Below are 20795 nucleotides of genomic sequence, written 5' to 3' on the forward strand. Positions count from 1 at the left end.
CCCGCCCTTACGGGGACGGGAGCTAGAAGGCGCGAGAACTCACAGCCGAGTCACTTCGGCCGCCAGCGTGTAACCGCCGCCCCAAACGGTCTTGATCAGTTCCGGGTTCTTGGGATCGGTCTCGATCTTCTTGCGCAGGCGGCTGACCTGGTTGTCGATCGCCCGATCGAAGGCGGCGGCTTCGCGGCCCTGGGTCAGGTCCAGCAACTGATCGCGGGTGAGGACGGCGCGGGGGCGCGTTACAAGCGCGTGGAGAAGGTTATATTCGCCGGTGGAGAGCGGCACGGAGACTCCGTCGCGGTCGACGAGCGCGCGCTCGCCGGTCTTGAGCACCCAGCCGGCAAAGGCGAAGCTGCCGCTGTCGGGCGCGCTCTGGCGGGTGCCGCCGGCGGAGACGCGGCGCAGGATGACCTTGATCCGCGCCGAAAGCTCGCGCGGCGAGAAGGGCTTCACGACATAATCGTCGGCGCCCATTTCCAGGCCGACGATGCGGTCGGTCTCCTCGCTGCGCGCAGTGAGCAGGATGACGGGGGTGTCGCTGGTCTCGCGGATGTGGCGGCAGAGGCTGAGCCCGTCTTCGCCCGGCATCATGATATCGAGCACGATCAGGTCGATCGCATAGGCGGCCAGGCGCGCGCGGGCGCCCTCGGCATCGCCGGCCTGAGTCACGCGGAAGCCCTGCTTGGTCAGATATTGCGCAAGCGGCTCGCGGATCGAACGCTCGTCGTCGACGAGCAGGAGGTGAGGCATTTCCGACATATCAGAGCCGTAACAACTCCCAAGGGGAAGGGAAGTGCCGGACGGGGAGGAGGGGGGAACCCGCCCGGCACATTTGTCCTGCCTCAGCTGCCGTTGGCAGGCGGGGCGGGAGAGGGAGCCGGCATGTCGCCGCCATGATGTGGGCCGTGACCGCCGCGATGATGGCGGCCATTGCCACCACCGGCGCCCATTTCGCGCAGCATGTCGCGGACGAGGTCGCGCTCGGCCTGATCGACCTTGCCGTCCGCGTTGCGGTCGACAAAGTCGAAGCGCTTGAGTGCTTGGGCGCGCTGCTCGTCGAGCGTGGTCACACCGTCATTGTTGCCGTCGCGACCGCGCTTCATGCCGGGGCCGCGCGGACCGCGCTCGCCATCGGGACCACCGCGCATGCGCTTGCCCATTGCCTCGCGGGCGGCATGCCGCTCTTCGCGGGTGATCTTGCCGTCCTTGTTGGTGTCGAGCTTGGTGAACCGGGCGGTGACTGCCGCGATCGTCTCGTCGCGGGTGACGACTCCGTCCTTATTGGCGTCGGCCATCGTCATCGGGTCGTGCATCATGCGCTGCTTGGGCGCATCCTGCGTCGCGCTGTCGTTCTGCACGGCGGCGACGGCGCCTCCGGTCAGCAGTGTCGCGCCGAGCAGCGCGGCGATCATGGTCTTCTTCATTGGGGTGAACTCCAGAAAGCGCGGGTCCACTCCCGCGATGTTTGCCTTTCTGTCGGATCCCTGTCGCAGGGGTTTGTCATGCGTTCAGGAAAGTGTCGCAACTTGTCGCAGGTCAGCCGAAGATCGCGACTGCCTGCATGGCCTCCGCGACCGGCTCGCCTGCGGCGTCCCAGATGGTCATGCGCTGGCTCGAATAGCCGTGCTGCGCAGTGTCGGCAGTGGCGGAGAGCAGCCACCAGCCGCGTTCGGTGATGGGTGCGGGGGTCAGGAAGTTGATCTGCCAGTTGAGTGAGCTGAGCGGGACCATCGGGCTGCCGAACAGCTTGAGCGCGGCGGGCGGGAGGCCATCGCCGATCGCCATCAGCTCGACGAAGGGGTTTAGCCCATCGCGCTCGCGGAGCCGGGCCCAGCGGCGCCATTCGGCGGGGCCGGTCCCGTCCTTGAGATCGAGAAATTCGAAATTGCCGGTGAAGAAGGATTCGGGGCCGACATAGACCTTTGTGTCGGGTTCGGGTGCGCGTTCGGTCGCGCGCGGGGCGATATTGTGTGAGACCGCGGAGGGGAGCGCGTTCATGAACACGAAGGTCGCGCGCAGGCCAAGCCCGGCTTCGCTGGTGACATCGACTTGCAGGAAGGCGGCGTTGCGACCGCGGCGAAGCTTGGTGGCGGTGACGGTGACGTTGCCCGCGAGCGGTCCGATGAAGGCGATTTGCGCGGAGCGGAGCGGGGGAAGGTCGGGCTCGGCGTCGAGCGCGGCCTGGAGCGCGAGCGCGGCGGAGAGCCCGCCAAACGCCGTGCGGCCCTGCAGCCAGTCCGAGGGAATTTCGCAGGCAAAGCCATCGGGCAGGGCAGTGCGCGCAGCGAGGATCTGGGCGATGGGCGTCATGCCGCAAGATACCGGTCGCGCAGTTCGCGCTTCAGAACTTTGCCGATCGCGTTGCGGGGCATTTCATCGACCTTTTCGAGTGCGGAAAGCCGCTGGGTCTTGCCGACCTGGGCGTTGAACCAGGCGAGAATGTCGTGCGCCTCGCCTTCGCCGACATAGAAGCCGACGGGCGTCTCGCCCCAAGCCTGCGATGGCACGCCGACGACGCTGCAATCCTGCACTTGCGGGTGCTTGATCAGGACCGCTTCGAGGTCCGACGGATAGATATTGAAGCCGCCCGAGATGATCAGGTCCTTCTTGCGGTCCATCAGGATCAGGAAGCCGTCTTGATCGAAGCGTCCGATATCGCCGTGGCGGATGTAGCGGCGTCCCTCGGCATCGAACCATTCGGCGTCCGAGGTTGCGTCCTTGCGCCCGTGATAGCCGCTCATCATCGCGCCCGAGCGACCCACGACTTCGCCTGTTTCCCCAGGGGCTACTTCGCGTCCATCCTCGTCGATCAGGCGGATGTCGTGGCTCTCGACCGGCACGCCGACGGTGTGGAGCTTGGTGGGGTGGGCATTGCAGACCAAGGCGGTGGTGCCGCCTCCTTCGGTCATGCCGTAATATTCGACGAGGTAGCCCGGCCAGCGCGCGACGACATCGGCCTTTAGCGCGGCGGAGAATGGTGCGCTGGTGCAGGTCTTGAAGCGGAAGCTGGAGAGATCGTGCGCGTCGAAATCGGGGAGCGCCATGATCCGCTGATACTGGACCGGCACCAGCATCACATGCGTTGCGCGGTGCTTCTCGGCCAGCCGGACGAACTCGGCCGCGTCGAACCTAGCCATCAGCACGACGGTCCCGCCCCAGGCGAGCGTGGGGATGAAGCTGACCAGGGTGGTGTTCGAATAAAGCGGTGTCACCACCATCGTCACGGCATCGCCGAAGCCAAGCGCCGAACGCGAGATGTGCGCCCAGCGCATCGCGTGCGGCTGGACGATGCCCTTGGGCGTGCCGGTGGTGCCCGAGGAATAGATGATGTTGAACGGGTCGCCCGGCGCCACTGCGACGGGCTTGGGCGTCGTGCCTTCGGGTGCCAGCCAGGCCTTGAGCGTTTCGAGAGGGACCTTTTGCACGTCGATCTCGATATCGTGCGCGGCGTCGCGGAACAGGATCGGCGCGGCGCAATCCGCGACCATCGCGGCGATCTGCGCGGGTGTGGCGGAGGGCTGGAGCGGCGTCGCGACGCAGCCCGCTCGGAGGGTGCCAAGGAAGACGACGGCATATTCGATCGAACTGGCGGCGAGGATCGCCACCGCTTGCCCGCGCGTCACGCCGTCGCGCTGCAGCGCAGCGGCGACGCGGTCCATCGCTCGGTCCAGGGCTGCATAGTCGATGCTGCGTTCGCCGCAGACCAATGCCGTCTTGCCCGGCTGTTCCTGCGCATGGGCGCGGATCAGATCGGCGAGCGTCGCGAAGTCGCTCGCCAGCATCGTCGCGGCGCTCATGCTTGTTTCCCCATGGGGCTAGCTAAGCGAGCGCCGCGGCGATTTCCATACGCAAGTTTCGAAAATCAGGTCTTGGCGGTGCTGGTTGCGGTCTGACCGAAGAGATGTTTGCGCGCCTCGTCAGTCATCGGCGCGGCATAGGAGCGGACCTCGCCGCCCTTCTCATAGGCGCGGATGGTCGCCGGTCGCGCGGCGATCACGTCGAACCATCGCTTGAGGTTGGGGTGCTGGTTCAAGTCCTGCTTATGCGCCTCGTGCGGGACGATCCAGGGATAGGCGGCCATGTCCGCGATCGAATAATCGCCGGCGATAAATTCGCGGCCTTCGAGCCGCCGGTCGAGCACGCCGTACAGCCGGTTGGTTTCGTTGACGTAGCGATTGATGGCATAGTCGATCTTCTCGGGCGCGTAGACGTTGAAATGGCCGTTCTGGCCGGCCATCGGGCCGAGCCCGCCCATCTGCCACATCAGCCATTGCACCACATCGGTGCGCCCGCGCACGTCGGCGGGAAGGAACTTGCCCGTCTTCTCGGCGAGATAGAGCAGGATCGCGCCGCTCTCGAACACGCTGACCGGCTCGCCGCCATCGGCAGGCGCGCGATCGATGATCGCGGGCATGCGGTTGTTGGGGCTGAACTTGAGGAAATCGGGATTGAACTGCTCGCCCGCGCCGATGTTCACCGGCTTGATCTCGTATGGAACGCCCGCTTCTTCGAGGAAGAGGGTGATCTTGTGGCCGTTCGGCGTGGGCCAGTAATAGAGCTCGATCATGGGTATCTCCTTTGTTGCGGAGATAGGAAGCCGGTTTCGTTACGCAACTGGTTCCGCGGTGACCTTCGGGACGACCTTTAGCAGCACGATCACCAGCGCCGCGAAAGCAAGCACCGCCGCCGCGAGGAAATTGCCGCCGGTGAAGCCGCGCTCGGACCCGAAGGCCAAAGCCTGGGTGAGCAGCAGCGGTGCGAGGATCAGAGCGAGGCTGTTCAGGCTCGCCAGCCCGCCCTGCAGCGCACCCTGGTGCGAAGGATCGGTCATCCGTGAGAGCAGTGCGTTGATCGAGGGCCAGGCGAGCGCCTGGAATGCGCCGACTGCGATCAGAACGCCGATCGTGGGAATGTCGCGCACGAAGATATAGCCGACGAATACCAATGCCCCGGCGAGCATGCCGATCACGACCGCGGTGGTTTCGCCGAAGCGCTTGATGATGCGACCGGTGGCAATGATCTGGACCAGCGCCATCGCCACCCCCGATGCGGCGAGCGACAAGCCGATTTCCTTCTCGTTCCAGCCCAGCGCAATCTCGCCGAAGAACGCCCAGGTCGAAGGATAGACCATGTGCGCGAACTGCCAGAGGAAGGCGGCGAGCAGGAGCCATTTGGCGTTGCCGGCGTGGAAGATTGGCTTGAACGCCGCGAAGACATGGGCATTGCCCCAAGCGAACGGCCGGCGGTTTTCGGGCGCCAGCGTCTCGGGCAGCGCAACGAGGATCCAGATCGCATTGATGCCGGCCAGCACGGCGGCGGCGATGAAGGGCGCGCGCGTGCCGAAATCGGCGAGCAGCCCGCCGATCGCCGGGCCGATGATGAAGCCGACGCCGAACGCCGCGCCCATCAGCCCAAAGGTGGCGCCGCGCTTTTCGGGTGGGGTGACGTCGGCGAGGATAGCATTGGCGGGACCGAAGGACGCGCCGGTGATGCCTGCGATCAGCCGCCCGGCGAACAGCCAGGCGATCGTCGGTGCGACGGCCATGAGGGCATAATCGATCGAGAAAGCGAGCATCGAAAACAGCATGACCCGGCGGCGGCCGATGCTGTCTCCCAGCGTGCCGAGGATGGGCCCTGCGAAGAACTGAGTTACTGCATAAGCGACGAGCATATAGCCGCCGATCCGCGCGGCATCGGGGAGGCTGGTGTGCGCGAGCTCGACGATCAGCCGCGGCAAAACCGGCATGACGATGCCGAAGCCGATTGCGTCGATCAGCACTGCGCTCAGCGCGATCGGAACCGCACGATGATGGAACTTCATGTCGCTAAACCCTCAGCGGCTTGACGTTGCCCGCGCCATACCGCAAATTCGAAACATAACGCAGAACAGACCGCCGGGAGAGACACGTGGCCACCGCACCCGAAATCGACGAGCAGGTGAATGCGCTGGACGCATTCCGCACGCAAGCCCGCGAATGGCTGGCGGCAAACTTCCCGCCGGGCCTGAAGGGCAAGGACAATGCCATGTCGGCGGTGGAGGGGCCGCACGAGAATTCTCCCGAGGAACAGGCCTGGCAGCAAGCGATGGGCGCCAAGGGCTGGGGCGTGCCGACCTGGCCGGCCGAATATGGCGGTGGCGGGCTCTCGCGCGCCGAAGCACGGGTGCTGCAGGAGGAAATGGCGCGGGCGGGCGCCTGGAACCCGATCGGCGGGATGGGCGTGATGATGTTCGGGCCGACCTTGCTCGAATATGGCACCGAAGCGCAGAAAAACGAGCACATCCCGGCGATCGCCAACGGCACGGTCCGCTGGTGCCAGGGCTATTCCGAGCCCGGAGCGGGATCCGATCTCGCCTCCCTCCAATGCTTCGCCGAGGATCACGGGGATCATTATGTCGTCAACGGCCAGAAGACCTGGACCAGCGGCGGGCAATGGGCGGACAAATGCTTCATGCTGGTCCGCACCGACAAGACCAAGAAGCACGAAGGGATCACCTTCCTGCTCTGCGACATGGACACGCCGGGCGTCGAGGTGAAGCCGATCCAGCTGATCAGCGGCTCCTCGCCCTTCTGCGAGACCTTCTTCACCGATGTGAAAGTGCCCAAGTCGAACCGCGTCGGCGAGGAGGGGCAGGGCTGGACGATCGGCAAGCGCCTGCTCCAGCACGAGCGCAACAGCCTGTCGGGCGGTGGATCGGCGGCGGGCCGGATGTTCGCCGGCATTCCGCTTGGCCAGCTTGCCAAGAAATATGTCGGCACGGACGAGCAGGGCCGCATTGCGGACGCGGATCTGCGGGGCCGCATCGCACGGCACGAAATGGATCTGCGCACCTTCATGCTGACGCTGCGCCGCGCATCGCTGGAAGCCAAGTCCAATCAGGGGCCGTCCGCCGCTACTTCGATCATGAAGAATGTCGGGGCGCGGATCATGCAGGAACGCTCGGAGCTGCTGATCGAGATGCGCGGGCTCGGCGGCCTCGGCTGGGAAGGGGAAGGGTTCGAAGAGGATGCGCTCAAGGACGTGCGCACCTGGCTCTTCGGCAAGGCGGTGTCGATCTATGGCGGCTCCACCGAGATCCAAAACAATGTGATCGCCAAACGCATCCTGGGGATGCTGGATCATCAATAGAACGCCGGATGACGGGGTAGAGACAATGGCCGTATTGACCGAAGAACAGACGATGCTGCGCGATATGGCGCGCGAATGGGCGGACAATGAATCGCCCGTCACCGCGTTTCGCAAGATGCGCAATCTCGCGCCCGCTGCCTTTTACGACGCCGACGCCTGGAACGCTCAGGCCGAGATGGGCTGGGCAGGCGTGCTGATCCCCGAAGAGCATGGCGGCGTCGGCATGGGTTATATGTCGCTGGGCCTGGTGCTCGAGCAATTGGGGCGCACGCTGGCTGCGACGCCACTGGCGGCCACCGCCGCCGCGACCAGCGCGATCCTGATCGGCGGCAACGATGTGCAAAAGGCCGAATGGCTGCCACGGATCGCAAGCGGCGAAATCGTAGCGGTGCTGGCGGTGGACGAAGGTCCGCGCTTTGCGCCCGACAGGATCGCTACTCGCATCGAGGGCGGCAAGCTCAGCGGCACCAAAGAATTCGTCGCGGAAGGCGATAGCGCGACGCTCTTCGTCGTCGCTGCCGAGGACGGACTGTATCTGGTCGCGGATGGCGAAGGCGTCAGCCGTTCGCCGCGCCGCCTCACCGATGCGCGCAGCCACGCGCAGATCAGCTTCGATGGCGCGCCGGCAAGCAAGCTCGCGGGTAGCGAGGATTTGCTCACCCAGGTCACCGATCGCGCCGCCGCGATCCTCTGCGCTGAAATGCTCGGCATGGCCGCAAGCGCATTCGAGCAGACCAACGATTATCTCAAGACGCGCGTGCAGTTCGGACAGGTCTTGGCCAGCTTCCAGGCGCTGCAGCACCGGATGGCGAAGATGTTCACCGAGCTCGAACTGACGCGCTCGGCAGTCGAAGGTGCGCTGGAGGCGGCGGATTCGGGCCGCGCGAACATCAGCCAGGAAGTCAGCCTCGCAAAGGCGTGCGCCAGCGAGACGCTGCATCTGGTCAGCCGCGAGATGGTCCAGCTCCATGGCGGCATCGGCATGACCGACGAGCACGACGCCGGCTTCTATCTGAAGCGCGCCCGGGTGCTCGAAGCAATGTGGGGCAATGCGGCTTGGCACCGCGATCGCTTCGCGCGGCTCAACGGATACTGAAAGGCGGCTCGGCGCCGCAACCACGCCCTGATCTATGACATTTACGCAACAGTTGAGACACAGTCCCGCTTTGCAACCTTTGTTATGCTTGACTGACCTTAGGGAAATCGCTGTATTCGAGTTTACGGTATGGAGCCGAAAAGCGCTCCGACCAGTGGTGGGAGAGGAATGATGATGCGGTTACGCCTTTTGACGGCCTGTGCGCTTCCGGCTTTGGTGCTCGGACTTTCCGCTCCAGCCTATGCGCAGGATACTCCGGAAAGCGCCGATACGACTGCCGTCGACCAGGATGAGGGCGAAGTCGTCGTCACCGCGCAGGGCCGCTCGCAGATGCTGGCCGATGTGCCCGTCGCGATTTCCGCAGTCACATCCGATTCGCTCAAGAATTCGGGCGCCAACGACATCCGCCAGCTCAATCAGCTTGCGCCATCGCTTTTGGTCTCGTCGACCGGATCCGAGGCGAACGGCTCGCCTCGTATCCGCGGTATCGGCACGGTCGGCGACAATCCGGGCCTGGAAAGCTCGGTCGTCGTGTTTATCGACGGCGTCTATCGCTCGCGCTCGGGCATCGGCCTGAACGAACTCGGCGAGATCGACCGGATCGAAGTATTGCGCGGGCCTCAGGGCACGCTGGGCGGGCGCAACTCCTCAGCGGGCCTGATCAGCATCGTCAGCAAGCGGCCGTCCTTCACGTTCGGCGCGACCGGTGAGGCCACGTATGGCAATTACAATTTCCTGCGCCTTTCGGGAGGTGTCACGGGCCCGCTAGGCGAGAAGATCGCAGCGCGGCTGGACGGCGTTTATGTGAAGCGCGACGGCTTTTATCGCGACCCGACGAACAACACGCGCGTCAACGATCGCGACCGCTATTTCCTACGCGGGCAGTTGCTGTTCGAGCCGACGTCCGACATCAGCTTCCGGCTGATCGGCGACTATAGCAAGCGCGAGGAAGCCTGCTGCGGCGCGATCTACGTCAGCTCGGCAGTGAACCCTTATATCGGCAATCTCAACAATCCGGCGACGCCAATCACGACCGGGCTGCCGAATGGCAACAACATCATCAACGTGCTGACCGATCTCGGCCAGAACCCCGCTGCCTTCAACCAGGGCTATTCGCGCAACCTGTCCGTGACGCCGGGCCGAAGCTATGACAACAACACCAAGGATTGGGGTATCTCGGGCCAGCTCGATTGGGATTTTGGCGGAGCCAAGCTCACATCGATCACGGCCTATCGCGATTACTTCAGCGACCAGGCGGGCGACATCGACTACAGCACGGTCGACATCCTCTACAACGCAGCCAACGGCAACAACAGTCGCGCGTTCAAGACTTTCACGCAGGAACTGCGGCTGCAGGGCAGCGCGTTCGACGACAAGCTCGACTGGCTGATCGGCGGATTCTATCTGAACGAGCAGTTCCACGGCAGGAGCAACCTGCGTTTCGGCAACCAATATGGCCGGTTCGCGACCTGCCGCATCGTATCGGGCTCGTTCGGCGCGCTCTATTCGCCAACCACTCCCGGCTGCATCGCAAACACGCCGAACCCTGCATTCGGTGGCGCCACCGGGCGGCAAGTCCTCTCCGCGCAGCTCGGCGCCGCGGCACCGCTGATCCTGGGAGCGTTCGACCGGCTGGAGACCGTCAACAACCGCGGATCGACGATCGACTTTTATAATCAGGACAATCAGAGCTTCGCGGCGTTCACGCACAATATCGTGCATGTGACGAGCACGATCGATCTGACGCTGGGGCTGCGCTACACATCCGAGAAGAAGAAGTTCAACGCCACGTTCGGCAACGACAACACGGCGTGTCCCGCCCAGCAGGCGGCGCTGACTCCGCTCCTGACGACGCCGGCATTGGCGGCGCTGGCAGGCGGTCTCATCAGCCTGACCTGCCAGGGTAATGCGACTTCCGAGCTGAACGGCGTCAGCATCAGCGACCAGCGCCGCGAAAGCCAGTTCACCGGCACCGCGATCCTTTCGTGGAAGCCGACCGACGATCTGCTCCTCTACGGGAGCTATTCGCGAGGCTATAAGGCCGGCGGTTTCAACTTCGACCGCTCGGCGCTCAAGGCCCCGATCGCTTCCTTCGCATCGGTCGGCGGCGCGCAGGCTCTGGTTCGCAACCTGCAGTTCGAGCCGGAAAAAGTGAATGCCATCGAATTGGGCGCAAAATACGCGACCGGCCCGTTCAGCGTGTCGATCGCGGGCTTCCGCCAAGAGTTCCGCAACTTCCAGCTCAACACCTTCGACGGCACGGTGTTCATCGTGCAGAACGTCAATGGCTGCAAAACCTCGCTGAGCGGGGCCGACCGCGATCAAAGCAAGTTCGTTGGCGCCCCCAATTACAGCGCCACGGCAACGGCGAGCGGGGCGTGCGCCCAGAACAATGTCAGCTGGGGCGTGGCCTCGACCGGCGTCGAGCTCGAAGCGACGATGGCACCCTCGCGCGACTTCCGCGTCACGGCGGGCCTGACCTATGCCAAGACCAAGTATCGCGAGAATCTGGTCGGCACCGGCACGGGGGCGCCGCTCAACCAGGCGTTGCGCAAGCTGCCGGGGGATAACCTCTCCAATGCGCCCGAACTTGTGGTGACGGGTTCGGCGGCATGGACGCCGGAGCTCGGCAGTTCGGGGCTTTCGGCACTGTTCTATGTCGATACGCGCCTGTCCGACGACTATAACACGGGCTCGGATCTGTTCCCGCAGAAGGAGCAGGACAGCTTCGTGCTGGTTAATGCCCGCATCGGCATCCGCGGTCCGGACGAGCGCTGGTCGATCGAGTTCTGGGGGCAGAATATCCTAAACAAGGATTATGCGCAGGTGGCGTTCAACTCGCCGTTCCAGGAAGGCGCTACCTCGGCCACCACCGCCTTTGCCGATCCGCAATATCCGGGCGGGCGGCAGATCTTCTCGCAATTCCTGGCCGAACCGCGGACCTATGGCATCACCGGCCGGTTTAACTTCTGATCGGACGGGGGAGGGCGGACCGTCCGTCCTCCCCCTTTTGACAAGGATGCTGGACCCCTACGCACAGGCGAACGACGCCGACGCCCGGGCGATGAAGCGGCGCACGCTGACGCTCGCATTGCTCACCCTGACATATTTTTTCAGCTATATGGATCGCCAGATCCTCGCGATCCTGCAGGAGCTGATCAAGAAGGACCTGCACCTCAGCGACACCCAGTTGGGGCTGCTGTCCGGCCTAGCCTTTGCGATCTTCTATGCCACGCTGGGCATCCCCGTGGCGCGCCTGGCGGACCGGGCAAACCGCAAGAATATCGTCGCGGTAAGCCTGGCGATCTGGAGCGCCATGACCGCGGCTGGTGGTCTCGCCCAGAACTTCACGCAATTGCTGATCGCGCGCATCGGCGTGGGCATCGGCGAGGCGGGTTCCTCGCCGCCGAGCCATTCGATCATTGCCGATCTCTACCCGCCCGAACGCCGGGCAGGGGCGATGGGCATCTATTCGCTGGGCGTGGTGCTGGGCGCGGCGCTTGGCACCTTTATCGGCGGGCTCGTCGCCCATGGCTATGGCTGGCGCATCGCCATGTACGTCATCGGCCTGCCCGGGGTTCTGCTGGCGGTGGTGGTGTGGCTGTTCGTCGTCGAGCCGCGCCGCGGGTTGAGCGATCCGCACGGGCAAAGCCACGGCGAGGCGATACCTTCGCTGCGTCAGGGCTTCGCATCGATCGTCGCGACTGCGCCCGCGCTGCATCTGGTGATGGCCGTGACGCTGACATCGATGATCGGCTACGGGCTAACGGCCTGGGGGCCGAGCTACATGGTACGCTCGCTAGGCTTCACGGTGCGCGACATATCGCTCTACGTAGCTCTGCCCGCCGGGGCCGCAGGCGCTTTCTCGGCAGTGTTCGGAGGAAAGCTGGCGGACAGGCTGGCGCGGACGCATGGGCTTTATGCGCAGGCCATGATGGTAGCGGTGCTCAAGGCCCTAGCCCTGCCATTCACGCTTGGCTTCTTCCTGTTCGGCAGCCCGGCCGCGGCACTGGCCAGCTATTTCGCTTATGTGCTGCTGGCCAACAGCTATCTCGGGCCGACCTTCGCGCTGATCCAGGGGCTGGCGCCGGTTCGCCTGCGGGCGCTGTGGGCGGCGATCACCTTGCTGGTGATCAATTTGATCGGCCTGGGGCTGGGGCCGACGATGGTGGGCGTCATCAGCGATTTGCTCAAGCCGTCGCTGGGTGCGGAATCGCTGCGTTGGTCGATGCTGCTATTCGCCGCAGCCACGCCATGGGCGATCTTCCATTTCTGGCGAGCTGGGGTGCTGCTCAAGCGACGGGGTTAGGGACAAATCCGTCGCGGGGACCCGAAACGTCAAAGGGCTGCGCTGCTTGGCTCTGGGTCCCCGCTTTCGCGGGATGACGAGTGGGGTCGGGGTACTGCGCTGCTTGGCTCTGGGTCCCCGCTTTCGCGGGATGACGAGTGGGGTCGGGGTACTGCGCTCCTGCCCCGCTGAAGCGCGAGCCAACGGGCGTTCAACGCGTCAGGACACGATCGTCGAACAGCCCGAATGCCAGCGTCGAGGCATAGAAGGCGATCGCCTTGTCGCGGGGCATGGTGCTTGCCCATTTGCGCATATCGAAAGCAGCGTTCTGCAGTGCCATCAGCGCTTGCGACGCCACCAGCGGATCGATCGCGCGAATGGATCCTTCAGCAATCCCGTCCGAGAGCATGCCCGCGAAACGGCGCGCGATCCGGTTCGAGCGGTCGATCATCGTGGTCCGCACCCGCGGGGGCAGGCCGGACAGCGCGGTGGTGCGCAGTAGCGGCCCGCGTTCGGAGAATTGCACGTCGAGCAAGGTCGCGATGGTGCTTTCCAGCCGCTGCCAGTGGCTGCCCTCGTGGCTCTCGGCGAGGCGCTGGGCATCGGCGATAATGTCAAAGCTGCGCTTATAGCAGGCGATCACGAGATCGTCCTTGGCATCGAGATGATGATAAAAGCTGCCCTTGGTGACGTTGAGCTCGCTGGCGATCTTCTGGACCGATGCCCCGCGATAACCGAGTTCGTTGATCAGCCGGGTGGCGGCCAGCAGGAATGCCTCGCGACCCGGCTCGGGCTCCTCATGCTCCAGATCGAGCATGTCAGGCGTCCATGCCTCGCCCGGCGCGGCGATGCCCGAGCGGAAAACATCCATCAGCCGCGCCTCGACGCGCGGATATTCGTCGACTTCGTAGCGGGTCAGCCAGGCGGGAAGCCAGAAGGTGTTCTCGAGCAGCACGTGCGCGCGTGCACCATACAGATCGGTCTCCGCCCGGTTGGCGGGATCGCCCCACAGGCTGCGTGTCCTGCGAAATACCGAGCGCCACCGTTCGAGCAGCTCGCGCTTGACCGGGTCCTCCATCGCGCGAAGATCCGAGAGGATCGCGAAGTCGCGCTCGTCGCCTCGGCGGATGCGCGCGAGGCGCTCCATATTGACGGTGAGATAGCGCCGGACGCGCGATTCCGGATCGGGATAGGCGGCGGCCTCTTCGAGCATCGCATCCAGCCGGTCGAGCGTCTGCTCGAAGGCCGCGGCTGCCAGATCCTCCTTGCGCTTGAAATAATAAGTCACCGAAGTCGTGTTCAGCCCCACGCGGCGTGCGACGTCGGCGAAGGTCATGCCCTTCGCGCTCTGCTCGTTAATCGCGTCGGCCGCAGCGGCCAGAATCGCGTCGCGCTTGGCCTGAAAACGCTTGGTGCCCGGTTCGGCCTTCGAGGCTGCTACATTCTCTGGCGCGTTCATGCATTTAGCTTAGCCGTTTTGTGCGCACGCCAAAGCGCTTTTTTGAAGCCGCGCTGTGCCTATTTTCTCCCGCCAGCGCCCTTTACCGAATATCGGGTACGCTCTAAGCCGGTTCGTGACGACTGGATTGGAGAGAGACGATGGACTTCACGCTGACCGAGCGCGAAACCTATTTCCGCGACCGCGTGAAGACGTTCATCGAGACCAGGATACGCCCGCGCGACGAGGATTACCGCGTCGAGGCCAATCGCGGCGACCGCTGGGCAGTCAATGCCGTGCTCGAAGAGGTCAAGGCCGAGGCGAAGGCCGCGGGGCTGTGGAATTTCTTCATGCCGCCGCATTCGGGCCAGAACCATGTCGATGACAGTTTCGAGTTCCAGGGCACGCAGCTCAGCAATCTCGAATATGCGCTGTGTGCAGAAGAAATGGGCCGCGTCGGCTGGGCGAGCGAAGTGTTCAATTGCTCGGCGCCCGACACCGGCAATATGGAGGTTTTCCACCGCTACGGCACTGCCGCGCAGAAGGCCGAGTGGCTCAGGCCGTTGATGGAGGGCGAGGTTCGTTCGGCCTTTCTGATGACCGAGCCGGCGGTGGCGTCTTCGGACGCGACCAATATCCAGACCGCGATGGTCCGCGATGGCAATCATTATGTCATCAACGGGCGCAAATGGTGGTCCTCGGGCGTCGGCGATCCGCGCTGCAAAGTCGCGATCGTCATGGGCAAGACCAATCCGGACGCAGCGAAGCACGCGCAGCAAAGCATGATCCTGGTGCCGATGGACGCACCGGGCGTGAAGATCGAGCGGATGCTTTCGGTATATGGGTATGATCACGCGCCGCACGGGCATGGCGAAGTGGTGCTCGAAAATGTCCGCGTCCCGATCGAGAACATGCTGCTTGGCGAAGGCCGCGGTTTCGAAATCGCGCAGGGGCGCCTCGGGCCGGGCCGCATCCACCATTGTATGCGCACGATCGGGGTCGCGGAGGAAGCGATCGAGGCGATGGCCAAGCGTTTGCTCAGCCGCGTCGCCTTCGGCAAGCGGATCGCCGATCACTCGGTGTGGGAACAGCGCATCGCACGCGCGCGGATCGATATCGAAATGACGCGTTTGCTGTGCCTCAAGGCCGCCGACATGATGGACAAGGCCGGCAACAAGGCCGCCCAGCTCGAGATCGCGATGGTCAAGGTCCAAGCGCCGCTGATGGCGCTGCAGATCATCGACGATGCGATCCAGGCGCACGGCGGCGGCGGCGTATCGGGCGATTTCCATCTCGCGCATGATTGGGCCGCGGTGCGCACGCTGCGCTTTGCGGATGGGCCGGATGAGGTTCACAACCGGGCGATCGCGCGGAATGAGTTCGGCAAGTGGGGCGAGTGGAAGGCGGAACTGGCGCGATAGTTTCCCCGCGAAAGCGAGGACCCAGGGTTATATAATATTGCCCGCTTGGCTCTGGGTCCTCGCTTCCGCGGGGATGACGGAGGGGCGGGCACGGAAGGAAGAGATGAAAGCCGCAGTTCTTCACGAAGCCAAGCAGCCGCTCCAGATCGAGGAAGTGCGCGTCGACAAGCCCGGCCCGCGTGAAGTCCTCATCCGCACGGTCGCCTGCGGTGTCTGCCGCTCGGACCTTCACTTCGTTGACGGGGCGTTCCCGCATCCGGTGCCGACCGTCCCCGGGCATGAGGCCGCAGGCATCATCGAGGCTGTCGGCAGCGATGTCGCGCATCTCAAGGTTGGCGATCACGTCATCACCTTTTTCACGGTATTCTGCGGCAGCTGCGAGATGTGCATCAGCGGTCGGCCGTCCTTGTGCATCGACCCCTCGACCCGCCGCGCCGCCGATGCCGCGCCGCGCCTCAGCCTCGCCAATGGCACCGCGCTCGCCCCGTTCCTCAATCTCTCCGCCTTTGCCGAGATGATGCTTGTCCACGAGAATGCCTGTGTGTCGATCAGCAAGGAAATGCCGCTCGACCGGGCGGCTTTGCTTGGCTGCGCAGTAATCACCGGCGCGGGGGCGGTGTTCAACGACAGCCGCGTGCGGCCGGGCGAGAGCGTCGCGGTGATTGGGGCAGGGGGCATCGGCCTCTCGGCGATCAACGCCGCCAAGATCGCTGGCGCGGGGACGATTCTGGCGATCGATCCGATGCCCGAGAAGCGCGAACTTGCCCTCAAGCTCGGTGCCACGCATGCAATGGATCCGACCAGCGACGTGATCGTCAAGGATGTGCTCAAGCTGACGGGCGGCGGCGTGCATTACGCGATCGAAGCGGTCGGGCGCTCGAACACCGCGGAGCTGGCCTGGAATGTGCTGCGCCGTGGCGGCACCGCGACGATCCTGGGCATGATCGCACCGGGCAACAATGTCAGTCTGCCCGGGCCGACCTTCCTCTCGGGCAAGAAGATCCAGGGCTCGCTGCTGGGCTCGACGCGCTTCCCGATCGATATGCCGCGGCTCGTCCAGATGTATCTCGACGGGCTGCTCGACCTCGACACGATGGTGGCCGAGCGGATCAGGCTGGAGGACGTCAATGACGCACTCGAGAAGCTCCGCGACGGGCATAGCGTGCGCTCGGTGATCGAATTCACATGAGCGACTTGAACGAAACCCAGCTTGGCGGGTGGCTGTCGGCCAATGTTGCGGGCTTTGCGGGGCCGTTCGAAATCGAGAAGTTCGCAGGCGGGCAGAGCAACCCGACCTACCGGATCGACGCGGCGAGCGGCGCCTATGTGCTGCGGCGCAAGCCCTTTGGCCCGATTTTGCCTTCGGCGCATGCAGTTGAGCGCGAGCACCAGCTGATCGCGGCATTGCACCCGACGGGCTTTCCGGTCGCACGGTCCTATGGGCTTTGCGAAGATAGCGAGGTTATCGGCTCGCCCTTCTACATCATGGAGATGGTCGAAGGCAGGACGCTGTGGGATGGTTCGCTGCCGGACATGAGCCCCGCCGAGCGGACAGCGCATTATAATGCGATCACCGATACGCTCGCCGCGCTGCATTCGGTCGATTATGCCGCGGTCGGCCTCGGCGAATATGGCAAGCCCGGGAATTATTTCGAGCGCCAGGTCGCGCGCTGGTCGAAGCAATATCGCGCCAGCCAGACCGACGACATGCCAGAGGTCGAAAAGCTGATCGAATGGCTACCGCGCACGGTGCCTGAGCAGACCCGCACGTCGATCGTCCATGGCGACTTCCGCATCGACAATATGATCTTCGATTCCGCGGGGCCGAAGGTGCTGGCGGTGCTCGATTGGGAACTGTCCACGCTCGGCGATCCGCTTGCGGACTTCTCTTATTATCTGATGAGCTGGGTGACCGAGCCCGAAGGCCGTTCGGGCGTGAAGGGCCTGACCGGCGACACAGGCATTCCGACGATCGCGCAGGTCGTCGAGCGCTATTGCGCGGCCACCGGGCGCGACGGGGTCCCGGATCTCAACTGGTATTTCGCCTACAACCTCTTCCGGCTGACGGGGATCGTTCAGGGGATCAAAAAGCGGATCATCGACGGGAATGCTTCGTCGGCGCAGGCGTCGCAGACTGTCGAGCGGCTACCGGGGCTTGCGGCGGCGGCGTGGCAATTTGCGCAGGAGGCGGGGGCATGAAGCGGCTGGCAGGGAAGGTGGCAATCGTCACCGGCGCAGGCTCGGGCATCGGCCGGGCGACCGCGCGGCTGTTCGCGGCGGAAGGCGCCAACGTCATCGCCGCGGACTTGAGCGATGCAGTCGAAGAAACGGTCGCCGGCTTGGACAATGCCATCGCAGCGCGCATGGACGCGGGCAATGAAGCCGATGTCGAGCGTGTTGTCGCGCTGGCGGGCGAGAAGTTCGGCGGGCTCGACATCTTCTATGCCAATGCCGGCATCTCGGGCGGCGGGGAGGGCATCTTCGATTCCTCATTCGAGCTGTGGACCGAAGTGCTTCGCGTCAATCTGATCGGGCCGGCGCTCGCGATCAAGCACGCGGCGCCGCGAATTGTCGAGCGGGGCGGGGGGGCCATCGTCTGCACTGCCAGCGTCGCGGGGCTGCGCTCCGGCGCGGGCGGCCCGGCTTATTCGGCAAGCAAGGCGGGCGTGATCAACCTGGTCCAGACCGCCGCGCAGCAACTCGCCACCTCGAATGTCCGCGTCAACGCGATCTGCCCCGGCCTGATCGAAACGGGCATGACGCAGCGCGCGTTCGATTATGCGCGGGAGGCGGGCAAGCAGGACAAGCTCGGCCAGCTTAACCCGCTTCGCCGCGCCGGCGTGCCCGAAGAAATCGCCCGCGTGGCGCTGTTCCTCGCCTCCGATGAGTCCAGCTATGTCAACGGCCAGGCATGGGTTGTCGATGGCGGACTTTCCACCAGCCACCCGGTAACGCGGCAGCTGTTCGGCAAGACTGCGTTCTGATTGACAGCTTGGCAGCCTCCCCGCACGTTTGCGCAGCAATTGGCGGGAGGGTTTATGCGTCTATTCGTGAAGTCAGTAATTGCAGCGGGTCTGGTATCGGTCGCAGCACCGGTATTTGCGCAGGAAGTCGTGGTCACGGCGCAACGGCGCGGGGCCTATCTCAACTCAGAGGTCAACGACAGCAACTCCCGCCCGATCATCAACCTGCGCCGCACCGCCGACTTTGCTGTCCAGCCCGCCCAGATCATCGGCGACACCCGCGATGAGGCGAAGCGCCATGAAGAGATTTACGCGATGTTGCGCGGCGCGATCGAAGCGGCGGACAAGCATGGCGTCGAACTGGCGATCGGGGACTATCTGGTCGAGCCGCTCAACCTGGCGAATTACAAGAATCTCCTGCTATCCGGCGGCGGGCGTTCGGATACCAATATCGCCCGCTTCCTGATCAAGGCGAAGCTCAGCCCGGGGATGGATTCGAAGACTGCGCTTGAGCGGATCACGAAGTTCATCAAGGCGGTGCCCGCGGTGGGCCGGGCGGAGATCGAGGGACTGGGTTCGCTGACGCTTTCGGTGGTCAACCCGGATCAGTATCGTACGCAGATCGTCGATCTGATCGTTGCCGATGCGGCGCTGAACTCGGCCAAGTTCGGTACGGATTACGGGGTTGAAGTGACCGGGCTCGACCGGCCGGTCGAGTGGGCACGAGCTAGCCTGACCGAAGTGTTCCTGTATTTGCCGGCTGCATATACGGTGCGCCCCAAGCACTAGGCGCTACTCCTTCAAAAGTCTGGCCGTTTTTGGCGACCGGATTCTGATCCGAACTAGACCTAATAGCCTGCAACAATCTGCAGACACTGATGCATCTTCCCCGTCGGCAAAGATCCGTGCCGATTCGGGGGAGGGGCGTATGCGAATGGTATGGCTTGCGACGGTTTGCGCCTTCGCCATCGGGGGATGCGGGAAGGCGGAAACCAGCCCTTCGCCGCAACAACTTGCGTATCTCGAGCAATTGAATGCGCAGGAGCAGCGGCTGCTGGGTGCACAGAAGGCGGAAGAGCAGCGGCGGGCAGAGGAAGAGGCCCGCCTCGCCGAGCAGCAGCGAATCGCCGAGGGATATCGCAATGGAATCAATGTGGTTCTGGCGGAGGACGAGCGGGCCGCCCGGGCGGGAGGTGGCAGCAATGCGGTGGCCGATCGCATGGGCCAGATCGATCTAAATGCGACGCCGAACGATTTCCGCAGCGCTTACATCACCCATATCCACGCTTGGCAGCGCAGCGGCCAGATTCAGAGCGCACTGCGCAGGCTGAAAAGCGACGATGAAGTGGGGCCGGCGGTTATCGCCGGCATGCTGGCGACGATCTTCGAAGTAGATGTCTCGCCCTTCTCAGATCATGTCCGTGCGATTCAGAAGCTGGAGGAAGAAGCAAAATCCGTATCGGTACTTGTCGACAGCAGCTTTTCCACCGTGAAGACCGTGGCGGCGCAATATGGCGCCGGACCGCCGGCCGCGGGCGGCGCTGGATCGGCGATGTAGCCCCGCTCAATCCTTGACGCGGATCAGCCCTTCCTGCGCAACGCTCGCCACCAGCCGGCCGTCCTGCGAATAGATGCTGCCGCGATTGAAGCCGCGCGAGTGGCCGGACCAGGGGCTGTCGGTCGAATAGAGCAGCCACTCGTCGAAGCGGAACGGCTCGTGGAGCCATACTGCGTGGTCGAGGCTTGCGGTCTGCACGCCGCCTTTCATCCATGAAACGCCGTGGGGGAGCATGCAGGTGCCCAGCAGGGTCATGTCGGTGGCGTAGGTGAGCATCGCGCGGTGGAGCGCGGGATCGTCCGGCAGCGGCGCGACGACGCGGAACCAGCTATGCTGGACAGCTGGCTCGATCGGCTCGGGCCGGAACCAGTTGCGCGGGCTCACCGGGCGGATTTCGATTGGCCGCGCGCGCAGGAAGAAGCGCCGGAATTTCTCCGGCACCTGATCCTGGATTTCGTCGCGCAGTTCGCGCTCGGACCGCAACGCCTCGGGCGGCGGTACATCGGGCATCGCTTCCTGATGGTGCAAGCCTTCTGCCGGCAATTGGAAGCTGGCGATCATGTTGAGGATCGGCTGGCCCCTCTGCATCGCGATGACGCGACGATTGGCGAAGCTGCGGCCTTCGAAATCGCGCACCACGCGGCAGACGATCGGATGATCTTCATCCCCCGGGCGCATGAAATAGGCATGGAGCGAGTGCGCGACCTTATCGTCGCCGATCGAGCGCTGCGCCGCTTGGAGCGCTTGTGCCACAACCTGGCCGCCAAACACGCGCCCGACGCCGCCCGGGTTGCGCGGGCCGCGATAGAGATCGGTGTCGATCTCCTCGACATCCAGGAGGGCAGTGAGCTGGGCGACCAGCTCGTCGGGGGTGGGCTCAGGCATAATTACTCCGTCATCCCC

At 64.4% G+C, this 20795-nt stretch carries 18 protein-coding genes; 10 read left to right on the top strand and 8 right to left on the bottom strand.

Annotated features, from left to right (window positions below; all coding sequences use genetic code 11):
- Nucleotides 1–39: 39 nt before the first annotated feature.
- The 6 genes from ACZZZM_RS11015 to ACZZZM_RS11040 form a co-directional block, all read right to left on the bottom strand.
- Nucleotides 40–759, bottom strand: coding sequence for a response regulator (locus ACZZZM_RS11015; protein ID WP_463595141.1), 720 nt, complete (start codon nucleotides 757–759; stop codon nucleotides 40–42).
- Nucleotides 760–842: 83 nt separating this feature from the next.
- Nucleotides 843–1424: an EF-hand domain-containing protein gene (locus ACZZZM_RS11020; RefSeq protein WP_463595142.1), complete on the bottom strand. Its 582-nt coding sequence runs from the start codon at nucleotides 1422–1424 to the stop codon at nucleotides 843–845.
- Between the two features lie 112 nt (nucleotides 1425–1536).
- Nucleotides 1537–2310: a thioesterase family protein gene (locus tag ACZZZM_RS11025; RefSeq protein ID WP_463595143.1), complete on the bottom strand. Its 774-nt coding sequence runs from the start codon at nucleotides 2308–2310 to the stop codon at nucleotides 1537–1539.
- Entirely contained in the window at nucleotides 2307–3797 is a 1491-nt protein-coding gene (locus ACZZZM_RS11030) for a class I adenylate-forming enzyme family protein (RefSeq protein WP_463595144.1), read from the bottom strand. The genes ACZZZM_RS11025 and ACZZZM_RS11030 overlap by 4 nt, the downstream gene beginning before the upstream one ends.
- 65 nt (nucleotides 3798–3862) lie before the next feature.
- Nucleotides 3863–4567: a glutathione S-transferase N-terminal domain-containing protein gene (locus tag ACZZZM_RS11035; protein WP_463595145.1), complete on the bottom strand. Its 705-nt coding sequence runs from the start codon at nucleotides 4565–4567 to the stop codon at nucleotides 3863–3865.
- 39 nt (nucleotides 4568–4606) lie between these two features.
- Complete coding sequence (locus tag ACZZZM_RS11040; protein ID WP_463595146.1) at nucleotides 4607–5821, bottom strand: MFS transporter; 1215 nt, start codon at nucleotides 5819–5821, stop codon at nucleotides 4607–4609.
- Between the two features lie 86 nt (nucleotides 5822–5907).
- Here ACZZZM_RS11040 and ACZZZM_RS11045 point away from each other — a divergent pair, with 86 nt between their 5' ends.
- From ACZZZM_RS11045 to ACZZZM_RS11060, 4 genes are all read left to right on the top strand, one after another.
- Nucleotides 5908–7128 carry an acyl-CoA dehydrogenase family protein gene (locus ACZZZM_RS11045; protein WP_463595147.1) on the top strand — a complete coding sequence of 407 codons (1221 nt, stop codon included), beginning with the start codon at nucleotides 5908–5910 and terminating at the stop codon, nucleotides 7126–7128.
- A 25-nt stretch (nucleotides 7129–7153) separates the two neighbouring features.
- A complete protein-coding gene (locus ACZZZM_RS11050) occupies nucleotides 7154–8224 on the top strand; it encodes an acyl-CoA dehydrogenase family protein (protein WP_463595148.1) in 1071 nt (356 codons plus the stop codon).
- Nucleotides 8225–8395: 171 nt separating this feature from the next.
- The gene (locus ACZZZM_RS11055; protein ID WP_463595149.1) at nucleotides 8396–11197 is read left to right on the top strand and encodes a TonB-dependent receptor; all 2802 of its coding nucleotides are present in this window, start codon (nucleotides 8396–8398) and stop codon (nucleotides 11195–11197) included.
- Nucleotides 11198–11243: 46 nt separating this feature from the next.
- Nucleotides 11244–12533, top strand: a complete 1290-nt coding sequence (locus ACZZZM_RS11060) for a spinster family MFS transporter (protein WP_463595150.1) — start codon at nucleotides 11244–11246, stop codon at nucleotides 12531–12533.
- Nucleotides 12534–12723: 190 nt separating this feature from the next.
- Here the strand turns inward: ACZZZM_RS11060 and ACZZZM_RS11065 are convergent, their stop codons facing one another.
- On the bottom strand, nucleotides 12724–13971 hold the full coding sequence (locus ACZZZM_RS11065) for a TetR/AcrR family transcriptional regulator (protein WP_463595151.1): 1248 nt from the start codon (nucleotides 13969–13971) through the stop codon (nucleotides 12724–12726).
- Between the two features lie 140 nt (nucleotides 13972–14111).
- Between ACZZZM_RS11065 and ACZZZM_RS11070 the strand changes: the two genes are divergently transcribed.
- From ACZZZM_RS11070 to ACZZZM_RS11095, 6 genes are all read left to right on the top strand, one after another.
- Entirely contained in the window at nucleotides 14112–15371 is a 1260-nt protein-coding gene (locus ACZZZM_RS11070; protein ID WP_463595152.1) for an acyl-CoA dehydrogenase family protein, read from the top strand.
- Between the two features lie 103 nt (nucleotides 15372–15474).
- Nucleotides 15475–16560, top strand: a complete 1086-nt coding sequence (locus tag ACZZZM_RS11075; RefSeq protein ID WP_463595153.1) for a Zn-dependent alcohol dehydrogenase — start codon at nucleotides 15475–15477, stop codon at nucleotides 16558–16560.
- Nucleotides 16557–17570, top strand: a complete 1014-nt coding sequence (locus tag ACZZZM_RS11080) for a phosphotransferase family protein (RefSeq protein ID WP_463595154.1) — start codon at nucleotides 16557–16559, stop codon at nucleotides 17568–17570. Before ACZZZM_RS11075 ends, ACZZZM_RS11080 begins: the two co-directional genes overlap by 4 nt.
- Nucleotides 17567–18355 carry an SDR family NAD(P)-dependent oxidoreductase gene (locus ACZZZM_RS11085; protein ID WP_463595155.1) on the top strand — a complete coding sequence of 263 codons (789 nt, stop codon included), beginning with the start codon at nucleotides 17567–17569 and terminating at the stop codon, nucleotides 18353–18355. The genes ACZZZM_RS11080 and ACZZZM_RS11085 overlap by 4 nt, the downstream gene beginning before the upstream one ends.
- A 54-nt stretch (nucleotides 18356–18409) precedes the next feature.
- A complete protein-coding gene (locus tag ACZZZM_RS11090; protein ID WP_463595156.1) occupies nucleotides 18410–19123 on the top strand; it encodes a TonB-dependent receptor in 714 nt (237 codons plus the stop codon).
- Nucleotides 19124–19262: 139 nt separating this feature from the next.
- Nucleotides 19263–19892, top strand: a complete 630-nt coding sequence (locus tag ACZZZM_RS11095) for a hypothetical protein (protein ID WP_463595157.1) — start codon at nucleotides 19263–19265, stop codon at nucleotides 19890–19892.
- A gap of 6 nt (nucleotides 19893–19898) precedes the next feature.
- On the opposite strand, the gene ACZZZM_RS11100 is transcribed toward ACZZZM_RS11095, so the two are convergent.
- The gene (locus ACZZZM_RS11100) at nucleotides 19899–20777 is read right to left on the bottom strand and encodes an acyl-CoA thioesterase (RefSeq protein ID WP_463595158.1); all 879 of its coding nucleotides are present in this window, start codon (nucleotides 20775–20777) and stop codon (nucleotides 19899–19901) included.
- Nucleotides 20778–20795 lie beyond the last annotated feature (18 nt).

The sequence above is a fragment of the Sphingomonas sp. AC522 genome, from assembly GCF_979258125.1.

Coding starts and splice junctions, on each gene's coding strand:
- ACZZZM_RS11015 (WP_463595141.1), bottom strand. CDS start 759: ATGTCGGAAATGCCTCACCTCCTGCTCGTCGACGACGAGCGTTCGATC.
- ACZZZM_RS11020 (WP_463595142.1), bottom strand. CDS start 1,424: ATGAAGAAGACCATGATCGCCGCGCTGCTCGGCGCGACACTGCTGACC.
- ACZZZM_RS11025 (WP_463595143.1), bottom strand. CDS start 2,310: ATGACGCCCATCGCCCAGATCCTCGCTGCGCGCACTGCCCTGCCCGAT.
- ACZZZM_RS11030 (WP_463595144.1), bottom strand. CDS start 3,797: ATGAGCGCCGCGACGATGCTGGCGAGCGACTTCGCGACGCTCGCCGAT.
- ACZZZM_RS11035 (WP_463595145.1), bottom strand. CDS start 4,567: ATGATCGAGCTCTATTACTGGCCCACGCCGAACGGCCACAAGATCACC.
- ACZZZM_RS11040 (WP_463595146.1), bottom strand. CDS start 5,821: ATGAAGTTCCATCATCGTGCGGTTCCGATCGCGCTGAGCGCAGTGCTG.
- ACZZZM_RS11050 (WP_463595148.1), top strand. CDS start 7,154: ATGGCCGTATTGACCGAAGAACAGACGATGCTGCGCGATATGGCGCGC.
- ACZZZM_RS11055 (WP_463595149.1), top strand. CDS start 8,396: ATGATGCGGTTACGCCTTTTGACGGCCTGTGCGCTTCCGGCTTTGGTG.
- ACZZZM_RS11060 (WP_463595150.1), top strand. CDS start 11,244: ATGCTGGACCCCTACGCACAGGCGAACGACGCCGACGCCCGGGCGATG.
- ACZZZM_RS11065 (WP_463595151.1), bottom strand. CDS start 13,971: ATGAACGCGCCAGAGAATGTAGCAGCCTCGAAGGCCGAACCGGGCACC.
- ACZZZM_RS11070 (WP_463595152.1), top strand. CDS start 14,112: ATGGACTTCACGCTGACCGAGCGCGAAACCTATTTCCGCGACCGCGTG.
- ACZZZM_RS11075 (WP_463595153.1), top strand. CDS start 15,475: ATGAAAGCCGCAGTTCTTCACGAAGCCAAGCAGCCGCTCCAGATCGAG.
- ACZZZM_RS11080 (WP_463595154.1), top strand. CDS start 16,557: ATGAGCGACTTGAACGAAACCCAGCTTGGCGGGTGGCTGTCGGCCAAT.
- ACZZZM_RS11085 (WP_463595155.1), top strand. CDS start 17,567: ATGAAGCGGCTGGCAGGGAAGGTGGCAATCGTCACCGGCGCAGGCTCG.
- ACZZZM_RS11090 (WP_463595156.1), top strand. CDS start 18,410: ATGCGTCTATTCGTGAAGTCAGTAATTGCAGCGGGTCTGGTATCGGTC.
- ACZZZM_RS11095 (WP_463595157.1), top strand. CDS start 19,263: ATGCGAATGGTATGGCTTGCGACGGTTTGCGCCTTCGCCATCGGGGGA.
- ACZZZM_RS11100 (WP_463595158.1), bottom strand. CDS start 20,777: ATGCCTGAGCCCACCCCCGACGAGCTGGTCGCCCAGCTCACTGCCCTC.